The following is a 25,112-nucleotide window of genomic DNA, read 5'->3' on the forward strand; positions in this document are numbered from 1 at the left end:
AAAGCCATTTATATAATGATTTACCAATCGTATTCCATGCACTCGGACGACCGTGGTGGTTCCGGCGTGCGTTTTTCACGCCGTCGTATCCTCCAGACGATCGGTGGGGCTGGGACACTGGGCGTGGCTGGCTGTCTCGATTCCGGGGGGTCGTCTGCTGGGACGGCGACCGAGTCAGAAGCGGCGACGATCGCACTGTCGACCCCGGAGTCCGGTCGCTACTCGCCGATCGGCAAACACGAACGTAACGGATTCAAACTCGCGATCGACCATCTCAACAACGGCGGTGGTCTCGTCGACACGGACAAGTTCGACGCTCTGTCTGGCGACGGTGTGCTGGGCCGACCGGTCGATTCGCTGGTCTTCGATTCGGAGAGCAATGGGTCGACAGCCGAGACCAACGTCCGCCAGCGGCTCGAAAACGACGAACTCGACATGTTTACGGGTGGTGTCGCCGGCAGCGTCGTCAGGGCACACCGCGATCTCGCGGACGAGTACAGTGTGCCGTACTTCGTCGGCACCTCGACGCTCAACGAGATGACCGGTGAGAACTGTTCGCCACACGTCTATCGGGAACTGTTCAACGGTCGTACGCTCGCGCGTTCGCTGGTCCCGGCGATCGCCGCCGACCTCGACGAGACGCAGTTCTACTTCCAGATCCACACCAACACACCCGAGGGCCGCGACCTCAAGACCAGTATCAACGAATACATCGCCGGCAGCGCACTCGACTGGACGGCCAGCGGGAGCGCCGCGATCCGCTCTGGCTCGACGGACTTCGGCGCTGCGCTCGAACAGGCCGCGACCAAGAGTATCAACGTCGTCTTCCTCGATTTGTTCGGTCTCGATGCCGTCAACGCGATCCAGCAGGCCCGCGACGTGTTACCGGACGATACCGTCGTCGCCGTTCCGTTCCTCACCCAATCTGTCGCCGACTCACTGGGCGAGCGCGTCGACGGCATCTACGGCACTGTCGGCTGGCACGAGCAGCTCGACACTCCCCTGTCGACGGAGTTCAGCGACGCCTACAGGCAAGCCTACGGTGGGACCGTCAGCACGACCACACTCGTCCCGCCGGGACCGGCCCAGAACACCTACGGACAGGTACTGTTGTACGCAAGCGCCGTCGAAGCCGCCGATAGCTTCGATCCAGCGGCAGTCAGAGACACGCTCGAAGGCTTCAGATACGCGCTCGGTGCCGGTGCCGAGGAGATGCGAGCCTGTGACCATCAGGCGCTACGATCGGTCCCGGTCGTTCGTGGCAAAACTCAGACCGACGCCGTCGGCAACTACTTCGAGTTGCTTGACGGCCGTCGAAACATGGAACCGGGCTGTGATGAGGCGCCTGCGGCCGCCTGTGATCTGTAAGCGATTCGGCGACGCTGACACCGCCCCGAACGCCGTTCGTTGCTGACGAACTAGCACCGACGCGTCGATCCCTGGCGCACGACAATTGATAGTCGTCGAGCACGGACTGCCGGGAGAGATGTCTGACCCAGCGGTCATCGAGACGCTCGTGATCAAGGACGAAGAACTGCTGACGGCTCTCGAAGCGAGCGAACGGGGAACACCGACGGTCCTGCGCGCGACCGCACCGTTCAACCCCCGGATGCGCGCTCGACTGCACGTGCGACAGCATGGGGACGACGAGGACACACGACAGGTGCTGCTTCCGCCGGATCGACTCCTCGACGACCAGTGTCCCCCTCTCCCACATCCCGACGACACTGCCGACTCGCTCAGATCGACCGACGACGACTTCACGGTCGACCGCCACCACGACCACCACGCCACAGCAGTCCAGTCGTGGCGCGAGACCGTCATGACGCACGTTCGTGATCGGGTCACACTCCCGGCCCTCGACGATCCGATTTCGATCGCGCTCCTCTCGGCAGACTCGACGTGATCGCAGTCATCGAAAGATCGCTTTAGCACGGTCGATAAAACGTCTCCAAACCTCTCTATCGGTCGTGAAACGTGCCGTAGGCGGTCTGTAGCGCTGTGAAATAGACTGAAACAGTCCGAAGCCTCGGCCGGTTATATGATGTTCTCGGTTGTAGCCGTGGATAGGTGTCCCCGATGTCGAGTTCGACGAACAACGACCTTCGATCGTCCCCGAGCGCCCGCCGCTCGGTAAGAACCGTTAGCAAGCACGTCGTGTCCCCGATCCGTGCTCTCTCGTTTTGGATCGCGGTGGCACTGCCCTTCCTCTATCTCCCGCTGCTCGCGATGGACCTCTCCCAACGGCCGGTGATCGGCGCGTTCCTCGCGCTCTTGCTGTGTAACGCTGTCACCCTCCTGATCGGTCACTCCCACCTGCAGGACTGAGCCGCTGGCCCACACGAGCGCTGCGATGCCCTCCCAATCCGGCAACGAGTAGTCATCGACGACTCGCAGATTCTGCGTCGAGAAGACTGCCACGGACAATATATTTAACACAGGTGACGTGCAAGTGATCGTATGGCCGCATACGGCCGGCCGTCCCTTCGGGACTTGTTCGACGAGTCGCCGACGCCACACATTGCGCACCCGCCGCGCACGCATCACCGAGACTTCTACATCGCTACCGACGGTTCCTATCGAGAGTCGTCTGGCGGTCTCGGTGTCGTCATCGAAACGCGTGACGGCGAACGCGTGGCTCGGCTCTCGATGCACAATCGCGCCCCCAACAACAACGTCGCCGAGTATCGTGCGCTGCATCTGGGTCTCGATATCCTCGCAGCGCGTGCGCCCTCGGACGCCACAGTCGGACTCCTCATCGACCACGACGACCTCGCGGCGAACGTCAACGCCGCGATGCTCGCCACAAAGAACGCCGAGTTCGACTCGACCCATCGCGTGCGGATCCCCCACGAGACCGGACTCCACTGGCGCGGGATCAGAGCGCGACTCAAGGGGTTCGAGGAGGTCAGAGCAGCACGTATCGACAGCGGCGTGAACCCGGCCCACCCGCTGGCGAACGCACCCGACCAGTACGATCACGTCAACGAGGAACCGGCGCGGTGTGTCCTCCCCGAGACGCCGAGCGTCGACGAGCAGGTCCCGCCGCCGTCCCGGTCCAACCGGGGCGGCGCGAGCGACTGACACTCGTTTACCGACGTGGTCGCAGGTCGCTCGAAGAGCTTCTTCTCGCTCTTACTCGTCCTGTGCGTCCACGACCGCCACGCCGGCCATGTTGACGATGTCTTTCACTTCGTCGCCGCGCTGGAGGACGTGGACGGGCTTGTCCATGCCGACGAGCATCGGCCCGATTGCTTCGGCACCGCCCAGTCGCTGGAGGAGTTTGTAGCCGATGTTGCCGGCTTCGAGACTCGGGAACACGAGGACGTTCGCCGGATCGTCGAGGTCGGAGAACTCGTAGGTGCCGTTCAGAATCTCCTGGACGACGGCCGTGTCGGCCTGCATCTCGCCGTCGACGGGGAAGTCGACGGTCGGGTCATCACGGAGTTGCTGTGCGGCCTGTCGTGGCTGGCGCGTGTCCTGCGTGTCGACGCTCCCGAAGTTCGAGTACGACAGCATCGCGGCCCGTGGCTCGACGTTGAACCGCCGGGCGAGGTCGGCCGTGTGGCGGGTCACTTCTGACAGCACGTCCGCGTCGGGGTCGGTGTTGACCGTCGTGTCCGCACAGAAGACGACCCGGTTGCGGAAGGTGAGCATGTAGACGCCGGCGGCGTAGTCGGCGTCCGGTGCGGTGCCGACGATCTGGAGCGGTGGGCGGAGCGCGGAGGGGTAGTGGTGGGTCAGCCCAGTCAGCATCGCGTCGGCGTCGCCCATCTCGACCATCACGCTCCCGAGGTAGTTGCCGTCGGTGACGAGTTCGTCGGCTTCACGGCGCGTGACGCCCTTGCGCTGGCGGAGTTCGTACAGCCGGTCGGCGTACTCGTCGAGTCCGCCCTCGGATGGGTCGACGATCTCGGGTTCGAAGGCCAGCCCGAGCGTGTCGGTGATCGCCGTGATGCGGTCGCGGTCGCCGAGCAAGACCGGCTCTGCGATCCCCTGCTCGACGAGCTGATAGGCCGCACGGATCATCTTCTCGTCGTCGCCTTCCGCGAGGACGACGCGCTGGGGATCGCTCTTTGCCTTGTTGAGGACGACCCGCATCATCTCGCGGGATTTGCCCAGGCGGGCTTCGAGACGCTCGACGTACTCGTCGAGATCGAGCGTCCGGCGGGCACAGCCCGACTCCATCGCGGCCTCGGCGACGGCCGGCGTCACCTCGAACAGCACCCGCGGATCGAGCGGTTTGGGGATGATGTACTCGGGGCCGAACTGGAGTGGCTGGTCGCCGTAGGCCTTGACGACGGCGTCGGGCACGTCCTGCCGGGCTAGCTGAGCGAGTGCGCGGGCCGCAGCGACCTTCATCTCCTCGTTGATCTCCGTCGCGCGCACGTCGAGCGCACCACGGAAAATAAAGGGGAACCCGAGGACGTTGTTGACCTGATTCGGGTAGTCAGAGCGCCCCGTCGCCATGATGACGGTGTCGTCGCGGGCCGTCTTGGCGTCCTCGTAGCTGATCTCCGGGTCCGGGTTCGCCATCGCGAACACGATCGGATCGTCGGCCATCGACTGGATCATCGACGGATCGACGATACCACCGACGGAGAGTCCGACGAACGCGTCGGCGCCGGCCATCGCGTCGGCGAGGTCCCCACCGGCCACGTCGCGGGCGAACTCGCCTTTGTACTTGTTGAGTCCCTCGGCTTTCACCCGCTCTTCCGTGATGATGCCCGAGGAGTCACACATCGTGATGTTCTCCCGGCGAACGCCCAGTGAGACGTAGAACTTGGCCGTCGCAATGGCGCTCGCACCTGCGCCGGAGAAGACGATTTTGAGGTCCGAGAGGTCTTTCTCGACGATGTCGGCGGCGTTCAGGAGCGCGGCACCCGAGATGATCGCGGTCCCGTGCTGGTCGTCGTGGAAGACGGGGATGTCCATCTGCTCGCGCAACTCCCGTTCGATCTCGAAACACGCCGGTGCGGCGATGTCTTCCAGATTGATCCCGCCGAACGTCGGTCCCATCGAGCGGACGGCGTCGATCATCGCCTCGGTGCTCTCGGGTTCGAGTTCCAGATCGAACACGTCGATGTCGGCGAAACGCTTGAACAGGACGCCCTTGCCCTCCATCACCGGCTTGGACGCCGCCGGGCCGATGTCACCCAATCCGAGGACGGCCGATCCGTCCGAGACCACGGCCACGAGGTTCCCGCGCGCGGTGTACTTGAACGCGTCTTCGGGATTCTCGTGGATGGCTTCACACGGCGCGGCGACGCCGGGTGAGTACGCCAGCGAGAGGTCGCGCTGGGTGTTTGTCGGCTTCGTCGTCGCGATCTCGATCTTTCCGGGCGGTGCACGGCTGTGATAGTCGAGGGCGTCCTCGTCGAGTCCCATACCGGTACGGCGACAGGAACGGGCTTAAAGGCCGTGGCGACCACCGGACGCTGCCGGCTCTGAGCCGGACCGAGACCGACGCAAAGAGCGGGACCTAAATATCTCAGGTCCATAGCATCGGCTATGAGTCACCGGTTTCGCAACCTCCTGTTCGGGTCGACGGCCGGAACGCTCGTCCTGATGCTGGTCGGGTTGTACACTGCCTACAAGGGTGCGGGGCTGACCTGTGAACAACGCTGGCCGTTCTGTGACGGCTGGATGGGCCTGTTTCCCGCGAACTTCGCCAGTTTCATCGAGTGGGCGCATCGCTTTCTGGCGATGGTCGTCGGCTTCGTGCTCCTGTACGTCCTGTATCTGGCCTGGCGTCGACAGGACGACCGCCGGGTGAAGTGGGCAGTCACTGCGGCCGTGTTCCTCCTGCCCTCCCAGATCATCCTCGGCGCACTGACGGTCACGGAGTTCACGGCGTTGATCACCGCTGCCCACTTCGTCACCGCGTCGCTGATCCTCCTGTGTCTGGCCGCCGCCTGCGTCTGGACCGTCGACGTGCCGCCCGTCGACAGCCTCCGCACGCTCGCCGTCGTCGCCGGTGGGGCCGTCCCGTTCCATCTCGCACTCGACGGCTCGATCGTCGCCGTGCCGGTCAGCGTGTTGATCGGCTTCTACACCGTCTCGTTCCTGCTCGCGGGCGTCCTCGTCGCCGGCGCGCTGTGGGCACACGCCCACGGTCTCGGCCGCATCAGGCTGCTGTTCGCCGCCGGGGCAGCCGTCACATGGTTCGACATGCTCGTCGCTCGCCGGAAGTTCGGGCTGGATCAGGCCCTGACGGATGTCGGTGCCCTGGTCGTCCTGCTCTTGCTCGTCGCCGTCGTCTGGACGCTCTCTCAGCGCTCACAGACAAGCGGTCTCGACGCCGTTCGTGCCGACTGAGACTGCGTTTCGATCTCTAGAAAGAGGGCTACATGAAGTCCGACAGCCCGGACTGCTGATCGTCGTCTTCGGCCTCGTCGGTATCGAGGTCCGCGTCGTCACTTTCTGCTTCGGCATCGTCCGCGACGCCGCCCAGCGTCGCCTGTCCGTCACTGTCGGTCTCGTCGCTGTCGTCGGCGTCGTCCGTCTCGCTTTCCTCGTCTGGGGCCTGTGTCTGCCCGGCACTGGCACCTTCGAACGCGCCTTCCGAGCCTGCGACGGCGGCCTCCTCTTTCAGTTCCGCGGCGTCTTCGACGATCGACTGGACTTTGTTGGTGTCCTTGCCCGATCCAGTAACGAAGGAGACGTGGCTCTCGTCTAGATCGTACTGGGCGGTCATCGCCACCGTTAGCTCGCGGTTCTTGCAGTGGTGGGTCATCGTCGCGAGGAAGGGCATGATCTCCCGGCGTGCGGTGCGCATACTCACGCCGTTGACCACTGCGATCTGCTGGGCGATGTGATCGCGGGTGTTGCGCGTCCCCTTCGAGCGCCCGAGTTTCGACCAGTAGCTCGGCGGGCCATAGCGGGTCCACCCGCTTTTCGTCCCCTCGCGTGCGGCGGCGACGCCGGCGGTCATGTTGTCACCAGCGTAGCGCCAGAACGAATAGTTTTGTTTCGCACGCACGCGCCCGAGCCAGCGGTCGGCGTTCGCGAGGAACTCGTAGGCCGTCGCCAGTTCTGCGCCCGCGTACTCCTTTGGCATGTTGTCCTCGATCCAGTTGATGAGGTCGTCGGGCGTCTCGTCGACGTCGTAGCTCCCTTCGAGTGCTTCCTGTGGCGTCGCTTCCTTCAGCAGGTCGTCGAGATAGTCGAAGATTCCCTCGGTCGTGTCCCGTTCGCCCGTGACCACGTCGTCGGCCGCGAGGTGCTCACGCCCCTCCGCGAGTGCCTGTAGGTCCTTGATCGCACCCCGGAGGTCGCCGTCGTTCATCTCCGCGATCTCGGTCAGCGCGTCGTCCTCGAAGCCGATGTCTTCCTGTCTGAGCACGTCCCGGAGGACGGGCACGATCGAGCGCTTGCCCACGTCGCGAAACTCGATGTCCTGACAGGCGTTTCGAAGCCCGTTGGACATGTCGTAGAACTCGTTGGCGATGAGGATCATCGGCTGATTGGCTTCTTTCACCAACGACGTGATCGCCCGCGCCCCACCGCGGTCGGCGTTGCCGTGGATGTTGTCGGCCTCGTCCATGATGACCACGCGCCGGCCCGCCCCGCCGGCCGTCAGCGTCCCCGACTTCGCTGCCTCGCCGGCGACGCGCTCGATCACGTCTTTCGTCCGGGAGTCCGAGGCGTTGAGTTCGATCGTCGGCCAGCCCAGATCGTTGGCGAGTGCGTGGGCTGCCGAGGTCTTCCCGATCCCCGGCGCACCGTGTACGATGACGGCCTCGCGGTGGCGCTCCCACGTGTCGGCCCACTCCTTCAGGGCGTCGCGGGCCTTGTCGTTGCCCCGCACCTCCGCCAGCGTCGTCGGGCGGTACTTCTCCGTCCAGTCGGCCATTGCTCACTGCTTGGCGCGAGGCTCGTTTAGGGGTTGCGGAGCGACGACGCGGCGTCACTGCAGCCAGCGAGCGAGCCGATGGCAGACGGCGGCCCCGGCGATCCACACCAGCCCGATCAGCCGGACCCGCCGCTTGGCGCCCGCCCGTGGCGAGAAATCGACGGCGAGCACCGTATCGTACCCCCAGCGGGCAATTCCGAGGAGCGTCCCGGCCAGTACTAGATGCACGAGACCGACCACGGTGAGCAGGTACGACGCGAACCGCAATCGTCGGATCATGCCTGTCTGTACGTGGTGGCAGTACTAGTATCGCATCCCAACGCGCGCTCGTGCTAGCTGCTCGACGAACCGACAGCGATGCCGGGCCTCTGCGCAGCCACCGTGGTCCGCGACTGGATGTCTCACCCGACAAAGAAGGGAAGGAAGAATCCCAAGAAAATCAGAGCCGCGACCAACAGCAACGCATAGAACATGAATCGGTCAGCACCCGTCATCGCAATCATGTTATTTCGCTGTGAACTTAGTACTGATACCAACGCACAGTACGTGGTGGACCACCGGTGTCGTCACTCACTACCGTTCCCTGGAGAATGTCCGACCCCGGCATTTCTCGCTGTTGGCACTCGCCGTCGCTCGTGACAGTGTAGAAATGCCCGGCGAAGGCTCCGAACTTCCGAGAGACTCACTCCGTTCGTCTCTCGTACCCTCGCTCACTACGTTCCCGAGGACCTACGGGTTCGTCGCCCCCGTCCGGGCAGACCATGACAGACTCGTCACTCACATTCGTTCGTGACTCGCGTAGTAATGGTATGCCCGGGGAGGGCTCCGAACCCTCGATCTCCGCATGACCCAGGTCACAGGCGCGACGAACGCCCACCGGTCATGCCGGGTAGGTGCCGCGTGAGTCTGTCGACCCTATGAGTGCGGCGCTATGTCCAGCTAAGCCACCCGGGCTCAGTGCATTCGTTCGTTGTCCGGAGGTGTTCTTTAACGTTCTCATCTGCCGGCGGACTGTGACGGACTGCCACCCGCGGATTTAAGCCACCGGACTGGCACACAACGGGTATGGAGATACCAGACCTCGTCCGGCAAGCGCTCGGGGACGAGGCGGTCACGGCCGGTGTCAACCTCGGGGACGAGGACGCCGTCTGTTTCACCCCGACGCGAACGCTCGTCTACAGGGGCGAAGGGCTGCTGAGTGACGAAGGGGTCTCGGAGTACGCTCACGACTTCGAACGGCTGTCGGTCTCTGAGGGGCGACGCAAGACGAAGTTCACGATGACCTACGTCGACGACAAGCAGTCCTTCGCGGTGCCGGGCAAGCGCACCAGTGCCGTGCTGGAACGACTGCTCGAAGGCAATCTTCGTGCGAAAGACGTGATCGACGAGGAAGAGGGGGTCAGCGGCGTCTTCCGCTTTAGCGAACTCACGCTGATCGTCACCGAAGCGCGCTTGCTCAAACACATCGGCGAGTTCACGTGGGCCGGCGACTTCGAGGCCTACCACTACGACGAGGTGACGGGCCTGCACTTCGAGGACGGGAGCGTCGCGACCGCCGTCGTCTTGGAGGCCGGCGGCCATCCCGAGCGGATCAAGGCGCCCAACGATCAGGCCGCGCTGTTCCGCAAGACGCTGGAAGGCTCGCTCTTTGCCTATCACGACGTAGACTCGCTGTCGGAACTCAATCAGACCCTCGCAGTCGCGGCCGAGCCAGCGGACGACGAAGACGACGACGAGGAGACGACCGCCTCGGACGACCTCACACTGGGGTCGGGGATCGATCCGCTGGTCAGCGACGACCCCGAGGAGTCATCCGAGGACCGAGAACGCGCGCCGACGGCCGGACAGCAGCCGTCCGGTGGCTCGGTGTCAACAGAGCCGACACAGCAGCGTTCGACGACGACCGAGACGGACGCACGGGCGGCCACCGGGCCGACCGACGCCGACATGGAGGCCGTCGAAGAGCAACTCGCAGCGCTGACAGCGACCATCGAACAGCAAAACGAGCTGCTCGCACAGCAACAGCAGACGATCAAGCAGTTGATCAAGGAACTGCGACAGGGCCGCTAGTCCCGTCCGAGGACTTTTCTGATACACGTCGACCCGAAGGGACCGAGTTCGTCGCTGTCGAAGGTGACGAAGTGTCCTTCCGAGATGCCCGCCCCGCAGCGTCGACAGTCGAACTCGCCGGTCTTGACCACCACGTCGCTCTCGAAGCTCACGTAGGTCCCCGTCTGAGTCGGTCGGACGGTGCCACCCTCGCGTTCGACGATGCCCTCACGCTGTGCCACGTCGAGAATCTCGCGCTGGACCTGTGGGTCGCTGGTGACGGTCTCGATGCGGTCCATCGCTTCTTTGACCGATAGCTCCGGGTGTTCGAGGTGAGCGAGCAGTTCCAGTCCGAGCGCCACACGATCGTCAGACGGCACGGCAGTATCGACGATACGGAGGCCAGTAAAGCTTCGTGTGGACCACAAGAGGTTTTACACTCCCACCACCCTGTTCGACCGATGAAGCAGTCGACGCGGCGGCAACTGGGCGGGATCGCGCTCTTCGCGGTCGTCGCCGTCGCCGCGTCGCTCGTTCTCTCGCCCCAGCGCCTGCTCGCGGAGATCGCACATCTCTCCGATCACCCGCTGGAATTCGGACTGGCGTTGCTCGTCCTCTATCTCGTCCGCCCGCTCTTTGCGTGGCCGATCAGCCCCATCTCGGCGCTGGTGGGCTACGTCCTCGGACTCGAATACGGTATCCCGGTCGCACTCGTCGGCGCGACACTGACGACGATCCCTCCGTTCCTGTTTGCCCGGTATGCCGGGAGCGGTGGCGGTGGCCTGTTCGCCAGACTCAACGATGCAGGCCGGCGTTTTATCGACGTGACCGGTGCGACCCGTGGCGTGCTCGCGGCACGGCTCTCGCCGTTGCCGGCGGACCCCGTCTCCTACGGTGCGGGCTTTTCGGGGGTGTCGCTGCGGGCCTACGTTCTCGGAACGTTCGTCGGGGAAATCCCGTGGGTGTTCGTCGAGGTGCTGGCGGGGGCGTCGATGCGGACGCTCTCGACGGAGGGACTGAGTGCGGGAGTCCACGTGCTCGTGGCGTCGTTTGCGGTCGCCGTCCTGTTGCTGGTCGGTCCGGCCTATCGACACGTCCGGGCGGGCCAGCCCAGTTAGGTCTCGATCTCGAAGCGCACACCGCCGTGCTCGCTGTCGGTCACGTCGAGCGACCAGTCGTGTGCGGCGACGATCGTCTCGACGATCGCCAGCCCGAACCCCGTCCCGTCCTCGCTCGTCGTGAAGCCGCGTTCGAAGATACTGTCGCGCCTGTCGACCGGAATTCCGACGCCGTCGTCGGCCACTGCGAACCCGGCTTCGGTCCCGACGAGGCGGACGGTGTCGGCATCGCCGTGATCGATCGCGTTGCGGAACAGATTGTCCAGCAGTTCTCGAAGCCGCTCGAAATCCGCTTCGACACAGCGGTCGGTTTCGACCACGAGCGTCGTCGTCTCGGATTCGTGATGTGCCCACGCCTCGCGGGCGACCACGTCGAGCGCGACCGATTCCAGTTCGCCGACGCGTCGACCCTCGCGAGCGAGCGTCAGCAGGTCGTCGATGAGCCGTTCCATCCGGGTGGCGGCGTCGGCGACATCTTCGAGATGGTCGAGGTCCCCAGTGGACAGGACGTGGTCGACCCGTCCCTGCACGACGTTGAGCGGGCTTCTGAGGTCGTGGCTGACGACGCTGGCGAACTGTTCGAGCTGTCTCTCACGCTGTTTCCGGTCGCTGATGTCGCGGATGACGCCGGCCGTCCCGCGAAAGTGGCCGTCCGCGGCGGGCAACAGTGCGACGTGGTTTTCACACGGAACGTTTGTCCCGTCTGCCGTGATCACGTCCATCTCGAACGTGCCGTTCGTCCGGTCGTCGTCGGCCAGCAGGTCGCCGATGAGTCGCTCGCCTTCGCGCACGTCGGCATCGGTCATGATCTCCGAGATGTGTTCGCCGACGAGAGTGTCGCGCTCGTAGCCCGAGAGGGACTCGAACGCGTCGTTGACCACGGTGATGTAGCCGTCCTCGTCGAGCGTGTAGACCGGGTCGCCGACCGCCTGCAGGATCGTCTCGTAGCGCTCCAGTTCCCGCTCGCGTTGCCGTCGCTCGGTGATGTCGCGGATGACGCCTGCGGTCCCTTCGAGTCGCCCTTCGTCGTCGGTAATCACTGCGATTTTCGTCTCGTTGTGGGTCACGCTGCCCGACCGGTCGACCGTCTGCATCTCGAAGGTCGCCACCTCGCGGTCGGTGGTGAGTAGCTCGTAGATGAGCGATTGCGCGCGCTCGACTCCGTCGTCGGCGATGAACTTCGCCGGGGACTCACCGACGATCTCGTCGCGCTCGTAGCCGATGTGGTCGGCCAGTGCCTCGTTGACCATCGCGATCGAGCCGTCGGGTGCCATCACGTACATCGGGTCGGCGACGTTCTCGGTCAGGGTCTTGTACTGGCGCAGCGCCTGCTCGCGTCGTCGCCGCTCTGTGGTGTCTCTGGCGGCGTCGGTGATGCCGGCGAGGAACCCCGGGAGGGTCGAACGTTGCGACGAGTGGCGTCGATCACGCTGCTCGGCGCTCGCCGTCGTGCGGTACTCGGCCACCGATCGTTCGATGAGGGCCGCCAGTTCGGTGTACTGGTCAGTGTCACGGTCCTTCTGGAGGTACTCCGTGACGCCGGCAGTGATCGCTTCGCTCGCGATCGCCTCGCTGCCGTCCCCGGTACAGAGGACGAACGGGAGGTCGGGAAATTCCGTGCGTACTGTACGGAGAAAACCCAGTCCGTCCATCTCGGACAGCCAGTACTCGCTGACGACACAGTCGAACTCGCCGCCCCGCAGTCGTTCGAGACCGGCCCGGGCCGACGACTCGGCGGTGACCGTGAGCGAGTCGTGTTCGCGTTCGAGCGCAGCTGCGACGGCCGTTCGGGAGTCTGATGCGTCGTCGACGCAGAGGACGCGAATCTCACTCCCGATACTATTCATCGTTCGATGAACTGTTCGTCAAGGTATAAATAACTGTAGTAATTACAACACCATCTCGCTGGCACCTCGCCGGTCCCGTGTGGCGTTCGAACACGCGCGGCTCTCGCTGCGAGCAAGCCGTACGACCGCTCGTCGGTGTCAGTAGAAGGTGTCCGCACAGTCGAAGACGACGCCGTGTTCGGGGCAGACGTACTTGCAGTGGCGATGATACATCGGCGTCTCACACATCGGACAGGGACGGCCACCCGTCTCGCTCATGTCTCGACTGTTGTCCCGTGCGATCAATACACTGTCGACCGCGCCCCGGACCACCAGCGAACCCGAAATTGGTACGGAATTCGAACAACGACTAAGAGGGCGTTGACCGCACTGTCGAGCATGTCACGGTTCACTCGCTTTCGGCCGACGGCGGACGACGGCGTGGCGCTGTTCGCCGGTATCGCCGCCGTCGCCGGTTCGTTCGCCGCCGCGGGCGTCACACCGACGTTCGTCGCCTCGCCGCTCGAACGGTGGCTCGCTCGCCAGATGCCCGGGTTCGTGGTCTCGGTCGCGATCCAGTCACTCGGCTCGCTGGGCCAGCAGTTGAACCTCGCCACCGCAGTGGTCCTCACGGTCGCTGTCTTCGGCGGTGTCGCGCGTCTCGGCATGATCGCGGGCGACGTGCTCGCCAATCGAGCCGTCCCACCGATCCTCGCCGGTCTGCTCGCGTTCGCCGGCGTGACGCTCGTCACTGGCTCGTTCGCGTCGAGTGGTGGCACAGCCCTCGGGATCACGCTCGCGCTCGCCGTGGCGACGCCGTCGCGCTCGCTCTCTGCGCCCGGAGGCACCAGCGACGACCGGCGTCGTGTCCTCGCCTCGCTTGGGACGGCAGTGGGCGTCGGTGCCGTTGCCAGCGTCCTCGCGTCGGAGACGACCCGCGAGACCGCGTCGATTCCCGCCGACGCGTCGCCCGAAGTGCGGTCCGCGCTCCAGACCGCCACGGATAACTCACTCGACGTGTCGGGACTCGAACCGCTCGTCAGCGACCGCTTCTACACCGTCGACATCAACGCCGTCGACCCCGAGATCGACGCCGAATCGTGGGAACTCTCCGTCACGGGGGCCGTCGAGGAAGAGATCACGCTCGACAGAGACGAGATACGGGCGATGGATTCTCGAACCGAGTTCAACACGCTGCGTTGCGTCGGCGAGAACCTCAACGGGAGGAAGATGGACAACGCGCTGTGGACCGGCGTCTCGGCGATGGACATCGTCGAACGGGCCGGGCCACAGGGCGACTGTGAGTGCGTGATGCTCCGGGCCGCGGACGACTACTTCGAGGAGTTCCCCATCGCCGCGCTCAACGGCGCGATGCTGGCCTACGAGATGAACGGACGGGACCTCCCGCGGGGCCATGGCTATCCCCTCCGCGCGCTGGTCCCCGGCCACTGGGGCGAGATCAACGTCAAGTGGCTCACCGAGATCGAGGTCCTCGAACGAGAGGCCGACGGCTACTGGGAACAGCGTGGCTGGCACGGCACCGGTCCGGTCGAGTCGGTCGCCAAGATTCACGCCACGAACACGCTCGACGACGGCCGCAAGCAGGTCGGGGGCCACGCCTACGCGGGCACCCGTGGCATCTCGACCGTCGAGGTCTCGACCGACGGCGGCGACACCTGGAGCGAGGCCCGCCTGTCCGAGCCACTGGCCGAGTCCGTCGACTGGGAGGGCGACCCGGGACAGACGCCCCACGCGCCCGACGTGTGGCGACAGTGGGCCTACGAATACGAGCCACCGGGCGGCGAACACGAGGTCGTCGCCCGCGTCATCGAAGCCGATGGCACCGTCCAACCACAGGAACGCCGCGAGTCGTTCCCGAAGGGACCGACCGGGTGGGTGTCGAAGACCATCGACTGATCGGTCCTCGAAACGAAAAACGAATCCACAGAGCAAAGCGAAAAAACCGGACGCATGTCACACGCTCTTGGCCCATCGGCCGTCTGGTAACGGCCGACCGTTCAGATCAGCAGATCAGCACTCCGACCAGCCACAGGACTCGCAGGTCTTGCAGCCTTCGGAGTAGTACAGCGACAGCGAGCTACATTCCGGACATTCGGGACTCTCTCCGGCGTCGATCAGTTCCTGCTGGTCGGCATCGGTCGCCTCGCCGGCGTTCTGGCCCGCAGGCTCGCTCCCGCTGGCGCTTGCAGTGACCGCCCCGCCGTCAGGCTCCGGTGCGTTTGCTTCGTTCGAGTCCTCCGCGGTCTCTTCGAGAGTTGCCTGATCGGGGTAGGCCTTGTCGATCTCGTCGTCGAGATAGCGACGCATCGCGGTGCCGATAGCGTCGGGAATCGACTGGATCTGTTCGCCCTTGTCCCAGGCGACCTTCGGCGAGCGGATGCCCTGCAGTTCGTCGGCAATCTCCTCGGGATCGACGCCCGAGCGCAGTGCCGTCGAGATGGTCTTGGCAAGCGCCTCGGTGAACGAGGCCGTGAAGCCGCCACTGTTGCCGATGTTGGCGAACAGTTCGAACGGGCGGCCGTCGTCGTCCTCGTTGATGTTGACGTAGAGCTTGCCGTAGCCGGTGTCGATGCGCTGGGTGACGCCGTGGAGCACGTCCGGGCGCGGGCGCTTCTTGGCGTACTGGTCTGCCAGATCCACGTCGCCGTCGGCGACGCCAAGCAGTTGCTCGACGGACTCGTCGAGTGCGGCCTGCACTTCCTCGTGGTCGAGGAAGCCCTCGATGCCGCCGAAGACCTCCTCGATCTGGGCGACGATCTCGCCCTCGTCCATGTCGGCGAACTCGGTGTTCTGGGCGCGGGTCGTCAGCACCTGCTTCGAGCGGGTGCCGTCGCGGTAGTAGGTGACGCCCTTGCCGCCGTTCTCGTAGATGTACTCGAAGACCTCCTTGGCGTCCTCGATGTCGGAGTCGTTGGGCGCGTTGACGGTCTTCGAGATGGCAGAGTCGACGCCCTGCTGGCAGGCACACTGGATGCCGGCGTGTTCTTTCGGCGTCAGATCGCCCGTCGTGACGAACAGCTCGCCGATGGCGTCGGGGACCGTCGTCAGGCCGTCGACGCCGTCGAAGGCGTTGTCGGCCATCTGCTCCTGTGCCTCTTGCTTGACCGCCTCGACGTCGATGTCGTTGGCCTCAAGCACGCGCAGGAAGTAGTCGTCGAACTCGACGAGCATCTCGTCGCCCTGCACGTCGTCGGAGACGTTCTTGTAGTAGGCGACGTTGTAGATCGGCTCACAGCCGCCAGTGGTGTTGCCCACCATCGAGGTCGTCCCCGTGGGTGCGATGGTCGTCGTGTTATGGTTGCGGATCGGGAAGCCATCTTCCCAGTCGTCGGCGTCGAGACCGGTCTGGTGCTCGAACCACTCGCGGTACTTCGTGGGGTTGGCGTACTTGGAGTTGTCCCACTCGGCGAAGGTATCGCGGTCCTGTGCGAGTTCGTGGCTGGCCCACTTCGAGCCGTGGTTGATCGACTGCATGACCTGCCGGGCGATCTCGTCGCCTTCCTCGGAGCCATATCTGACGCCAAGCTGGATGTACAGCTGTGCCAGCCCCATGATGCCAAGCCCGATCTTGCGCATCTCGCGGACCTTCTCTTCTATCTTCTCGACCGGGAAATCGGACATCGTGACGACGTTTTCGAGGAAGCGGGTGCCGAGTTCGATCCGGCGCTGGAACTCCTCGGTGTCGAGCGCCTCGTCGAGGAAGGCGTCGACGGCGTCTTCGAGACTGTCGTACTCGTCGGCGTGGGCGTCAGACCAGAGACGCCAGTCGGGGGCGTCGTGGTCGGCCAGCGTCGAGAGATTGATGTGGCCGAGGTTACAGGCCTCGTACTCTTCGAGGGGCTGCTCCCCGCAGTTGTGGACGACGAGACCGTTAGCGAGGAACGAATGCGTGTCGGGTTCGGTCAGGTCGTACACCGGTTCGTGTCCGTCTGCTTCGACCGATTCGACGGTCGCCTCGAACTGTTCGCTATAGGGGCCGCGGTCGTAGCTTTCCAAACGCTCGGCCAGTGCCTCGTTCTTCGAGTCGAGCAGGAACCCGATCTCATCACGGAAGCGCACGAGGTTGTCCTTCGCGATGACGAGATCGTGGTCGGCTTGGCGGTCGTACATCGCCGTCCCACCATTCCCGTCCGGGAGTTCCTGTTTGCCGGCCTCGTGACGCTCTTCGTATATCTTGCTCGCAATGCCGAAGTTCAGCAGGAGCGTCTGGACCTGCGTGAGCAGGTCGGTACTCGTACTCGTTAGTCGTACAGAGTTACCCTTCTCTTTGTTGCCCTGCACGCCACCGTCAGCAGTGAACAGCGCCTGGAGGAATCCGCGGGCCATCTCCTCACTGCCGCGCAGCACGGCGTCGGGAACCTGATGCTTCTCTTCGACCAGTCCGGTCTCTTCGGCCATTTCGTAGAGTCGGGCCGAGCGAATGCGCTGTTCGACTGCCTGTGCACCGCGATAGTCGTCGTTGCGGGAAATCTCGCTGACGCCGACATCGTAGTTCGCGTTCCCCACCGGTGTACGAACGACGTCGTTCACGTCCGCTGCGAACTGTTCGGAGATCTCGGCGTCCTCGTCGTAGAAGTTCAGCACGGCGCGTTCTTCACCGTCCTTGAGGTGACCGTCGCCGACGAGCCAGCCGAGGACACGGCCTTCTTGTGCAGAGCCGTGCTGGCCGAACTCGCCCTTCCGGTTCTGGATGTGGACGGTGTCGTCCTCGTCCAGATCTTGTGCTTCGACCCAGCCGTCGGCAGTCATGACACGGTGGTCTGCCGTCAGACGTAGCTCGTAGCCCTCCTCTGTAGTGAGTTTGTATACGTCTTTCTCGCCGGTCTTGTAGACGCTACTGGCTTCCTTGACGCGGTCCTCGCTGAGTCGGCCGTCGACGACGATATCACGGGCGACGCCTTGCTCGTAGAGGTCTTCTGCGGGGACCAGACCGTTCTCCGTGCTGACGAGCGTGTCACCAGTGACGCAGGGGTTCGTCGCGAGGATACGATGGTCCGGGTGCTCCTCGACGTCGAAGCTGTGTTGTTTGTTGACGCGTTCGAGGTAGATAACGCCCGGTTCGCCGTTCTCGTGAGCGCCCTGCACGATGCGCTCCCAGAGCTTTTCTGCGGGAATTTCGAGGATCTCGCCGGCCTCGACGTACTCGCCGAGATCGAACATCTCGTACAGTTCCTCGGTCTCCTCGGTCGCGACGTGTGGTTCGTTCGTGCGCGGATTGGTGAACGTGAACTCCTCGCCGGCCTCCAGTGCGTCCATGAAGTCGTCGGTGATACCGACGGAGATGTTGAAATTGGAGAGGTGCCCCTCGACGGCGTTGCGGAGGTGCTTGGGCACTTTGCCGTCCTCGTCGATGAGTTCGCGAGCCTCGTCCAGCGCTTCGGCGAAGGAGTTGTGCGTGAAGTCGTCGGGGTCGTTCAGACGCAGCGTCTCGGCCAGGGAGACGTCCTTGTTCTTGGCGTGGATGAACTGGATCACGTCCGGGTGGGAGACGCGCATGACGCCCATCTGAGCACCACGCCGTGCCCCGCCCTGTGCGATGGTCTCGCACATCTGGTCGTACGTGCGCATGAACGTGATCGGGCCGGAGGCGATGCCGCCGGTCGACCCGACCTGATCGCCGTAGGGGCGGAGTCGCCAGAACGCATACCCCATGCCACCGCCCGATTGGAAGACCTGTGCGGCCTCCTTTGCGGTCTGGTGGATGTCGTCGATGTCGTCCTCGGGCGAGTCGACGAAACACGCGGAGAGCTGCTGAAGTTCGTCGCCGGCGTTCATCAGCGTCGGCGAGTTCGGCATGAACGAGAGGTTCTCCATCGCGTCCTGGAACTGCTCGGCCACGTCCTCGACGTGGGCCTGCACCTCGCCGGGCAGTTCGGGGACGACGGTGTCGTAGGCGAACTTGTTGACGTTGTACACCGACAGGGCCGTCTCGACATCGTCGTCGACGGTGGTTCCCTTGCCGAACACTTCGGCGGCAAGCTCGTCACGACGCGGGTGGTCGGGCTTGAGCTGGTCGGGCGTGACCGTCACGTCGACCCCCTGTTTGTCGGCCTCGAAGACGGCCTCGGCCAGTGCGACGTTCTTGGCGACACGGTCGAACAGGTCTTCTTGCTGTTCGATCAGTTCGCCGTCGGCGTCCTTGCGGAGATAGCGGGCCGGCAGAATGTTGTGATAGGCGTTGCCGGTCAGCCGGTCTTCGAGCGTGTCCCCGGTCGTGCGCTTGATCGGCAGTGCGACCTCGTCGGCGCTCGCGTCGGCGTCGCTCATTCCTCGCTCCTCCTGCCGACAGTGGTCGTCTGTCGGGCGATACCCCTCTCGATGGTGTGTGTCGATCCTCTCATTCGTAACGACGGTTGTGTTTGCACGGATTGCTAAATAGCCAGCGATACACGTCCCCGCCGGCACGCGACGGGAACGGTCTCTGGGTTGTTCCTGCCCTGTTCGAATATATCACTGGTGGGTAATATCAGCCACGACCCAGCAGGCAGCGTACGTGATTCGCTGTACGCTACAAAGCAAACGTCGATAGCATATTAATGGAGCGAGACCGGAGTGAAAGTGAAAATCGCCCTCCAATAAACGCCAGACGATAGCAGCATTTTCAGTAGAAACGATTGGGGGTTTCGACTGGAGATAGCAGCGAATTTCGATCGGCACACCCCTCGGGCGGATCGACCCCGCCCCCGCTTCGTCTTGCGTTTTAGTGTTCTGGTAGGTCGTGACAGTTCGCGCGAGACGGACGATAGTCCCGACGGCGACAAAGGATATACAGGCGGCGTGTGAGCGTGCCTGTATGCTCTCGACACTTGGCGGACTCGGCACGATCCCCGCACTGTTGGTCGGACTGGTCGCACTGGCAGCGGTCATCCTGATCGGTCGTATCGTCCTGAAAATCGCGTGGCGACTGGTAATCCTCGCGGCGCTGGCCGTCGGCGTGCTCTATCTGCTGGGACTGGTCGGCATCACCGTGATCTGATCAGACGCCATCGAGGAAGTTCTCGATCAGATCGTGCCCGACGGCGGTCAGCACCGACTCGGGGTGGAACTGCACCGCTTCGATCGGATACTCACGGTGACGCACGCCCATCACCAACTCGACCGTCCCGTCGTCGGTCTCGACGTCGGTCGTCGCGGTCACATCGAAGCAGTCGGGCACCGAATCGGCGACCAGCGAGTGGTACCGTCCGCCCTGGAACCCCTGTTCTAGCCCGGCGAAGACGCCCGCACTGTCGTGATCGATGGGGAAGGCCTTCCCGTGGATCGGTTCTGGGGCGCGCCCGACCGACCCGCCGTACTCGTAGACGGCGGCTTCGAGACCGAGACAGACGCCAAGCGTCGGAATCTCGGGGCTGATCTCCCGGAGTACGTCCATCGTGACGCCCACGTCGCGGTCGTTCTTGGGGTGGCCGGGACCGGGCGAGACGATGATGGCGTCCGGGTCAACGGCTCGGACCTCGTCCAGTGTCGCGGTGTTTCGCAGCACCTCGGTGTCGGCGTGCTCCGAGACGTACTCGACGAGGTTGTACGTGAAGGAGTCGAAGTTGTCGATGAACAGCACGAGCGGTCGGTCGGTCTCAGGCGTTCCGGCAGCCGTGTCGTCGGTACTCATTTGGACCCCTCCTCGTCCGTCTCCGCGTTGACCGGACCTGCCTCGCCGGACTCGAATTGCTCGATTCGCTCGACCGCATCGAGGACGCCTCCCATCTTGTTCTCGGTTTCCTCGTACTCCGCGGCAGGCACCGAGTCGGCGACGATGCCAGCGCCGGCCTGGACGGTCGTACGCTGGGTCCGGTCGCCGTCGACGCCTGCTGGGGTATCACAGTCCTCGACGGTCGCCGACCGAATCACGATGGCGAAGTCGGTGTCGCCGGTCCACGAGAAGTACCCCACCCCGCCGCCGTAGACTCCCCGTGGCGACAGTTCGAGTTCGTCGATGATCTCCATCGCTCTGATCTTCGGGGCACCGGAGAGCGTCCCGGCGGGGAACGCCGCCCGAGCGGCGTCGAACGCGTCGCAATCGTCTGCCAGCGTCCCCGTAACGGTCGACTCGATGTGCTGGACGTGGCTGTACTTGAGGACGTTCATGAACTCCTCGACACGGACGCTGCCCGGCTCGGCGACCCGGCGCACGTCGTTACGTGCCAGATCGACGAGCATCGTGTGTTCTGCTCGCTCCTTGTCGTCGGCGAGCATCTCACCGGCCAGTCGGCGGTCCTCGACGGGGCTGGTCCCGCGCGGGCAGGTGCCAGCGATGGGGTTCGAGACGATGCGGTCGTCGGCGACCGAGACGAGCGTCTCGGGGCTCGCGCCGACGATGCTCAGCCCGTCGTAGTCCAGTACGTACATGTACGGCGAGGGGTTGACGGCTCGCAGCGACTCGTACAGCCCCAGCGGGTCCATCTCGCCGTACAGTTCTCGCTTGCGCGAGATGACGCCCTGGTAGATGTCGCCGCTGAGGACGTACTCCTTGGCCCGCTCGACGGCGTCCTCGTACTCGTCGCGCGGGCCGGCGTCCTCGTGTTCACGGACGAAGCCGCCCGTTTCGAGGGTGTCGGCACTCGCCAGCACGTCCTCGACACGCTCGACCTCTGCGAGCAGGTCGTCGTAGTACGCGCCAGCGTCGTCGTCGGCCCGGAGGATGGGCGTAAAGACGAGCGAGACGGTGTCCTCGACGTGATCGAAGCGCAGCGTCGTCGTCGTCAGTGCGAACTGAGCGTCGGGGAGACGCGAGTCGGGCCGTTCCAGTCCGACCTCGTCGAGCCAGAGATCGTAGACGGCGTCGTAGGCCAGAAAGCCCACCAGTCCCCCATCGAGGTGCTGGCGGTCGTGGTCGGGGAAGCCACGGAGTTCCACGTCGGGCATCGACGCCCGGAGGTCGTCGAGTACGTCGCCGCCGTTGGGCGAAAGCAGATCGGCGATCCGCTCCTCGAACACCTCGATATCAGTCTCGTCGCCGTCGACGGTCACCACCGCGTCGGCGTCGTAACCGACGAACGAGTAGCGGGCGTGGCGGTCGTCCGTCGCCGGTGCGAACGCCCCGTCGGGGTCGCTGGAGGCGACTTTCTCGGCGCTCTCAAGCAGGAAGGTGTGGCCGCCCTTGCCCGGCGGGCCGTCCGTCGTCCGCCCGGTCAGAGCGGCGTAGGCGGCCAGTGGCTCTCGGTCGGTGTCGAGGTCTGCAACGGCGCGGACGGCGACCGGATGATCGGCCGTGGCGCGGTCGACGAACGTCTCGCGGTCCACGTCGAGGGTCACCGTCCCGCCCCCGCGCGCACCGAGTCGCCCGCTCGCTTCGCCGCCCGGACGAAGGCCCGAACGGCGTCGTGATCCTTGACCCCACCTGCGGACTCGACGCCCGACGCCACGTCGACACCGAACGGCTGGGCCGTCTCGACGGCGTCGGCGACGTTCTCGGGAGCCAGTCCGCCCGCGAGCACGACCGGCACGTCGAGAGTCGCGACGATCTCACGCGTGCGCTCCCAGTCGTGTGTCTCGCCGGTGCCACCGCCGCCCTCGGCGTCGATGGAGTCCACCAGCAGCGCGTCCGCGCCACCGGCGTAGGCCTCGATCTCGTCGTGGTCGGCGTCGACGACGGCCAGTACCTTCGCGTCGACGCGGTGGCCCAGCGCGCCCAGTTCGCCGGGCGTCAGGCCGTCGTGGACCTGCACCACGTCGGGAGAGATGGCGTCGACGCGCCGGACGACTGGCTGGACGGCGTCGGCCATCGTCACCAGCACGCTCGTCACCAGCGGTGGGACACCAGCCACCAGATCAGTGGCAGTCTCGCGGTCGACTTCGCGAGGCGTATCCACGGGGACGCCGCTGATGACGCCGACGGCGTCGGCACCCGCTGCTACCACTGCCTCGCGATCTTCGGCACTGGTGATCCCGCAGACCTTCACCCGCGTCATGCCTCTCCTCGGAGGTCGTCGAACTTCGCGGCGGCGTCGCCTGACTCGATGGCGTTGCGCGCCAGTTCGACGCCGTCGGCGTGACTGTCGGCCATCCCGGCCACGTAGATCGCCGCGCCCGCGTTCGCGAGAATGATCTCCTGCTTTGCGCCCGTCACCGTGCCCTCGATGATTCCCTGCAGGTCGTCGGCGTTCTCCTCGGGTGTGCCGCCGGCCACGTCCTCGATGTCGTAGGTCGACAGCCCGATATCTTCGGGGACGAGCGTGTACTCCTCGATTTCCGATCCGGTCACTTCGGCGACCTGCGTCTCGCCGTGGATCGCGATCTCGTCAAGTCCCGATCCGTGGACGACCATCGCGCGCTCGACGTCCATGCGGGCGAGCGCCTCGGCGATCAGCGGGACGAGGTCGGGGTCGTAGACGCCAAGCACCTGTGCGTCAGCGCCGGCGGGGTTGGTCAGCGGTCCGAGAATATTGAAGATGGTCCGCATCCCCAGTTCCTTGCGCGGGCCGATGACGGCCTTCATCGCCGGGTGGAAGACGGGCGCGAGCATGAAGCCGATGCCGTCATCCTCGATGGCGCGCTCGACCTGTGGCGGCTCGGCCTCCACGTCGACGCCAGCCACCTCCAGTACGTCCGCGCTCCCCGACGACGAGGAGACCGAGTAGTTGCCGTGTTTGGCGATGGGCACGCCCGCCCCGGCGGCGACCATCGTACTCGTCGTCGAGACGTTGATCGTGTCGTAGTCGTCACCGCCAGTTCCGCAGGTGTCGACCAGCGGCGTCCGGTCGGGATCGATCGTCCGCGCGGCCGCTCGCATCCCCTCGGCGAAGCCGGCGATCTCTTTCTCGGTCTCGCCTTTCGCCCGGAGCGCCGAAAGGAGTGCCCCGATCTGGGCTTCGGTCGCATCCTCGAAGACCGCCGTCGCGGCCTCGCGGGCCTCGTCCTGTGTCAGATCCTCGCCCTCGGTCACGCGTTCGATGTAATCCTGCATTGTGGCTCACCAATGAACTCTTTCGTGTTGTGATGTACAAACCCGTACATCCTGATAAGACTGTCGGAGCGAGCGACGCCTGACGACGAACAGGCTTGCGCGACCTGCCCCGTGCCGACAACCCACAGACGGCGCTGGGATTCGCTTTCGAAACATTCAATTACACCCCTCTGCAACGATTGAGTGGAGACAGACCCCAGCAAGGGTTGGTGGTCTAGTTGGTTATGACACCTCCTTGACATGGAGGAGGCCGGCGGTTCAAATCCGCCCCAACCCATCAAAAATTCTACACTTTTCACTAGGGTTCGGCAGAATCTGGTATAGAGAGGTGTCAAACACTCTGATCGGCTGTGTCAATATTTTGATCTAATCTTCCACAGTGTTACCTGGTGCATCCGGGTGATGCGTTCGGCAGACGGTGACGAGATTTCTGAGCGAGTGCGCATCTTCGACTGGACAGTCCCAAGCGTCGAAAAGACGGACAGGGACTTCATGATGAACTTCAACTGATCGACCGAATCGTTCTTTGTGCTCTTGATTAGTGATGCCACAGACCGTACACTCGTAATTGTCTCGTTGCATAGCTTGTTGCCGTCGCTCCTGCCAGACTCCAGTGTACAATGTAGATGGATCTGAAACTGAGCGGGTATGTTCACCCCAACAATCGAGCGAACAGTACTCTGTATCCAGAGACGGCCATCGCTCAAACGGTTCTTCGCAGCCAGCACACTTCACCTCGATTTTATTCTTGTCTGGTTCGTGAGCGCAACTGTTGGAGCAGTAAAGTCCATCACGCAATGACGGAGCGTAACGGAAGGTCTCCTCACAGACGTTGCACACACTTGTTTCGTAGGCATCTCCGTCTGTGATTCCAAACTTACCTAACCAATGGCAGATCGTTGTTTTCGCCACCTGGCAGTCGTCAGCAATATCTGCTTGGTCACGATCGCGTTCAACGTACTGCTCAAAAAGCCAGTCACGTTTCTGATATCGGGGAGTCCGTTCAATCTCGTATCTGTTGAGATATCGACTGACGGCGCTCGATGATACTCCACACAGGTTTGCGATTTCTGCAGCAGATTTTCGCCGTTCGATATACTGTTCTTCGAGAAAATTGGGATCACGATACCGCCTATCCATCGTGATCGGCCCTCGACTGTTTCTGGTCGCCACTTTCTTTGCTAATTGAACGCGTACGCTGCATTGTTTCTTGATCTCGAGGGGAGCTGTCGCCTGTTCCAGCAGGCGGCCAGATTCTCATGTCCATGTGGCCGTGCTGCCCACCTTTTCATAGGTAAACTGTCGCAATTAAGTTTACTAATTGTAATGTCTACTTGTCT

The 25,112-nt window shown here is 64.0% G+C and carries 20 protein-coding genes and 2 tRNA genes; 10 read left to right on the plus strand and 12 right to left on the minus strand.

The features are described 5' to 3' along the window. Positions 1-36 precede the first annotated feature (36 nt). From AC5FRW_RS16070 to AC5FRW_RS16085, 4 genes are all read left to right on the plus strand, one after another. Positions 37-1,368: an ABC transporter substrate-binding protein gene (locus tag AC5FRW_RS16070; protein ID WP_493569477.1), complete on the plus strand. Its 1,332-nt coding sequence runs from the start codon at positions 37-39 to the stop codon at positions 1,366-1,368. A 118-nt stretch (positions 1,369-1,486) separates the two neighbouring features. Beyond that, entirely contained in the window at positions 1,487-1,906 is a 420-nt protein-coding gene (locus tag AC5FRW_RS16075; RefSeq protein ID WP_493569478.1) for a DUF8009 family protein, read from the plus strand. A 173-nt stretch (positions 1,907-2,079) separates the two neighbouring features. Continuing rightward, on the plus strand, positions 2,080-2,328 hold the full coding sequence (locus AC5FRW_RS16080) for a DUF8028 family protein (protein ID WP_493569479.1): 249 nt from the start codon (positions 2,080-2,082) through the stop codon (positions 2,326-2,328). Between the two features lie 132 nt (positions 2,329-2,460). After that, positions 2,461-3,084: a ribonuclease H family protein gene (locus AC5FRW_RS16085; protein WP_493569480.1), complete on the plus strand. Its 624-nt coding sequence runs from the start codon at positions 2,461-2,463 to the stop codon at positions 3,082-3,084. A 51-nt stretch (positions 3,085-3,135) separates the two neighbouring features. On the opposite strand, the gene AC5FRW_RS16090 is transcribed toward AC5FRW_RS16085, so the two are convergent. Further along, entirely contained in the window at positions 3,136-5,388 is a 2,253-nt protein-coding gene (locus AC5FRW_RS16090) for an NADP-dependent malic enzyme (RefSeq protein ID WP_493569481.1), read from the minus strand. 123 nt (positions 5,389-5,511) lie between these two features. On the opposite strand from AC5FRW_RS16090, the gene AC5FRW_RS16095 reads away from it, so the two are divergent. Further along, positions 5,512-6,318: a COX15/CtaA family protein gene (locus tag AC5FRW_RS16095; RefSeq protein ID WP_493569482.1), complete on the plus strand. Its 807-nt coding sequence runs from the start codon at positions 5,512-5,514 to the stop codon at positions 6,316-6,318. A gap of 28 nt (positions 6,319-6,346) precedes the next feature. Here the strand turns inward: AC5FRW_RS16095 and AC5FRW_RS16100 are convergent, their stop codons facing one another. The 3 genes from AC5FRW_RS16100 to AC5FRW_RS16110 all read right to left on the minus strand — a co-directional run bounded on the left by AC5FRW_RS16100 (position 6,347) and on the right by AC5FRW_RS16110 (position 8,809). Continuing rightward, entirely contained in the window at positions 6,347-7,855 is a 1,509-nt protein-coding gene (locus AC5FRW_RS16100) for a replication factor C large subunit (RefSeq protein WP_493569483.1), read from the minus strand. Positions 7,856-7,909: 54 nt separating this feature from the next. Beyond that, positions 7,910-8,134, minus strand: coding sequence for a hypothetical protein (locus tag AC5FRW_RS16105; protein WP_493569484.1), 225 nt, complete (start codon positions 8,132-8,134; stop codon positions 7,910-7,912). A gap of 531 nt (positions 8,135-8,665) precedes the next feature. Further along, a tRNA-Met gene (locus AC5FRW_RS16110) sits at positions 8,666-8,809 on the minus strand. A gap of 111 nt (positions 8,810-8,920) precedes the next feature. On the opposite strand from AC5FRW_RS16110, the gene AC5FRW_RS16115 reads away from it, so the two are divergent. Continuing rightward, positions 8,921-9,925, plus strand: a complete 1,005-nt coding sequence (locus AC5FRW_RS16115) for a DUF7115 domain-containing protein (RefSeq protein ID WP_493569485.1) — start codon at positions 8,921-8,923, stop codon at positions 9,923-9,925. Here the strand turns inward: AC5FRW_RS16115 and AC5FRW_RS16120 are convergent. Then, positions 9,922-10,284, minus strand: a complete 363-nt coding sequence (locus AC5FRW_RS16120) for a DUF5830 family protein (RefSeq protein WP_493569486.1) — start codon at positions 10,282-10,284, stop codon at positions 9,922-9,924. The two genes, AC5FRW_RS16115 and AC5FRW_RS16120, sit on opposite strands and share 4 nt — an antisense overlap. 81 nt (positions 10,285-10,365) lie before the next feature. Between AC5FRW_RS16120 and AC5FRW_RS16125 the strand changes: the two genes are divergently transcribed. Then, positions 10,366-11,022, plus strand: coding sequence for a TVP38/TMEM64 family protein (locus tag AC5FRW_RS16125; protein WP_493569487.1), 657 nt, complete (start codon positions 10,366-10,368; stop codon positions 11,020-11,022). On the opposite strand, the gene AC5FRW_RS16130 is transcribed toward AC5FRW_RS16125, so the two are convergent. Both AC5FRW_RS16130 and AC5FRW_RS16135 read right to left on the minus strand, forming a co-directional pair. Continuing rightward, the gene (locus AC5FRW_RS16130) at positions 11,019-12,869 is read right to left on the minus strand and encodes a PAS domain-containing protein (protein WP_493569488.1); all 1,851 of its coding nucleotides are present in this window, start codon (positions 12,867-12,869) and stop codon (positions 11,019-11,021) included. The genes AC5FRW_RS16125 and AC5FRW_RS16130 overlap by 4 nt on opposite strands. A gap of 138 nt (positions 12,870-13,007) precedes the next feature. Then, positions 13,008-13,127, minus strand: coding sequence for an HVO_2523 family zinc finger protein (locus AC5FRW_RS16135; RefSeq protein WP_493569489.1), 120 nt, complete (start codon positions 13,125-13,127; stop codon positions 13,008-13,010). Positions 13,128-13,247: 120 nt separating this feature from the next. On the opposite strand from AC5FRW_RS16135, the gene AC5FRW_RS16140 reads away from it, so the two are divergent. Continuing rightward, complete coding sequence (locus AC5FRW_RS16140; RefSeq protein WP_493569490.1) at positions 13,248-14,765, plus strand: molybdopterin-dependent oxidoreductase; 1,518 nt, start codon at positions 13,248-13,250, stop codon at positions 14,763-14,765. A 114-nt stretch (positions 14,766-14,879) separates the two neighbouring features. On the opposite strand, the gene AC5FRW_RS16145 is transcribed toward AC5FRW_RS16140, so the two are convergent. Then, a complete protein-coding gene (locus tag AC5FRW_RS16145; protein ID WP_493569491.1) occupies positions 14,880-19,136 on the minus strand; it encodes a ribonucleotide reductase barrel domain-containing protein in 4,257 nt (1,418 codons plus the stop codon). Between the two features lie 526 nt (positions 19,137-19,662). On the opposite strand from AC5FRW_RS16145, the gene AC5FRW_RS16150 reads away from it, so the two are divergent. Then, positions 19,663-19,845, plus strand: coding sequence for a DUF8029 family protein (locus AC5FRW_RS16150; protein ID WP_493569492.1), 183 nt, complete (start codon positions 19,663-19,665; stop codon positions 19,843-19,845). Here the strand turns inward: AC5FRW_RS16150 and trpG are convergent, their stop codons facing one another. From trpG to trpD, 4 genes are read right to left on the minus strand one after another with little or no spacing between them, the layout of a single operon-like run. After that, positions 19,846-20,478 carry an anthranilate synthase component II gene (gene trpG, locus AC5FRW_RS16155; RefSeq protein ID WP_493569493.1) on the minus strand — a complete coding sequence of 211 codons (633 nt, stop codon included), beginning with the start codon at positions 20,476-20,478 and terminating at the stop codon, positions 19,846-19,848. Beyond that, on the minus strand, positions 20,475-22,121 hold the full coding sequence (trpE, locus tag AC5FRW_RS16160; protein WP_493569494.1) for an anthranilate synthase component I: 1,647 nt from the start codon (positions 22,119-22,121) through the stop codon (positions 20,475-20,477). The genes trpG and trpE overlap by 4 nt, the downstream gene beginning before the upstream one ends. Then, positions 22,118-22,777: a phosphoribosylanthranilate isomerase gene (locus AC5FRW_RS16165; protein WP_493569495.1), complete on the minus strand. Its 660-nt coding sequence runs from the start codon at positions 22,775-22,777 to the stop codon at positions 22,118-22,120. The genes trpE and AC5FRW_RS16165 overlap by 4 nt, the downstream gene beginning before the upstream one ends. Then, the gene (gene trpD, locus AC5FRW_RS16170) at positions 22,774-23,772 is read right to left on the minus strand and encodes an anthranilate phosphoribosyltransferase (RefSeq protein ID WP_493569496.1); all 999 of its coding nucleotides are present in this window, start codon (positions 23,770-23,772) and stop codon (positions 22,774-22,776) included. Before trpD ends, AC5FRW_RS16165 begins: the two co-directional genes overlap by 4 nt. 203 nt (positions 23,773-23,975) lie before the next feature. Between trpD and AC5FRW_RS16175 the strand changes: the two genes are divergently transcribed. Continuing rightward, a tRNA-Val gene (locus tag AC5FRW_RS16175) sits at positions 23,976-24,049 on the plus strand. The last annotated feature ends 1,063 nt before the right edge of the window (positions 24,050-25,112 follow it).

The organism is Halomicrobium sp. HArcht3-1 (genome assembly GCF_058933345.1).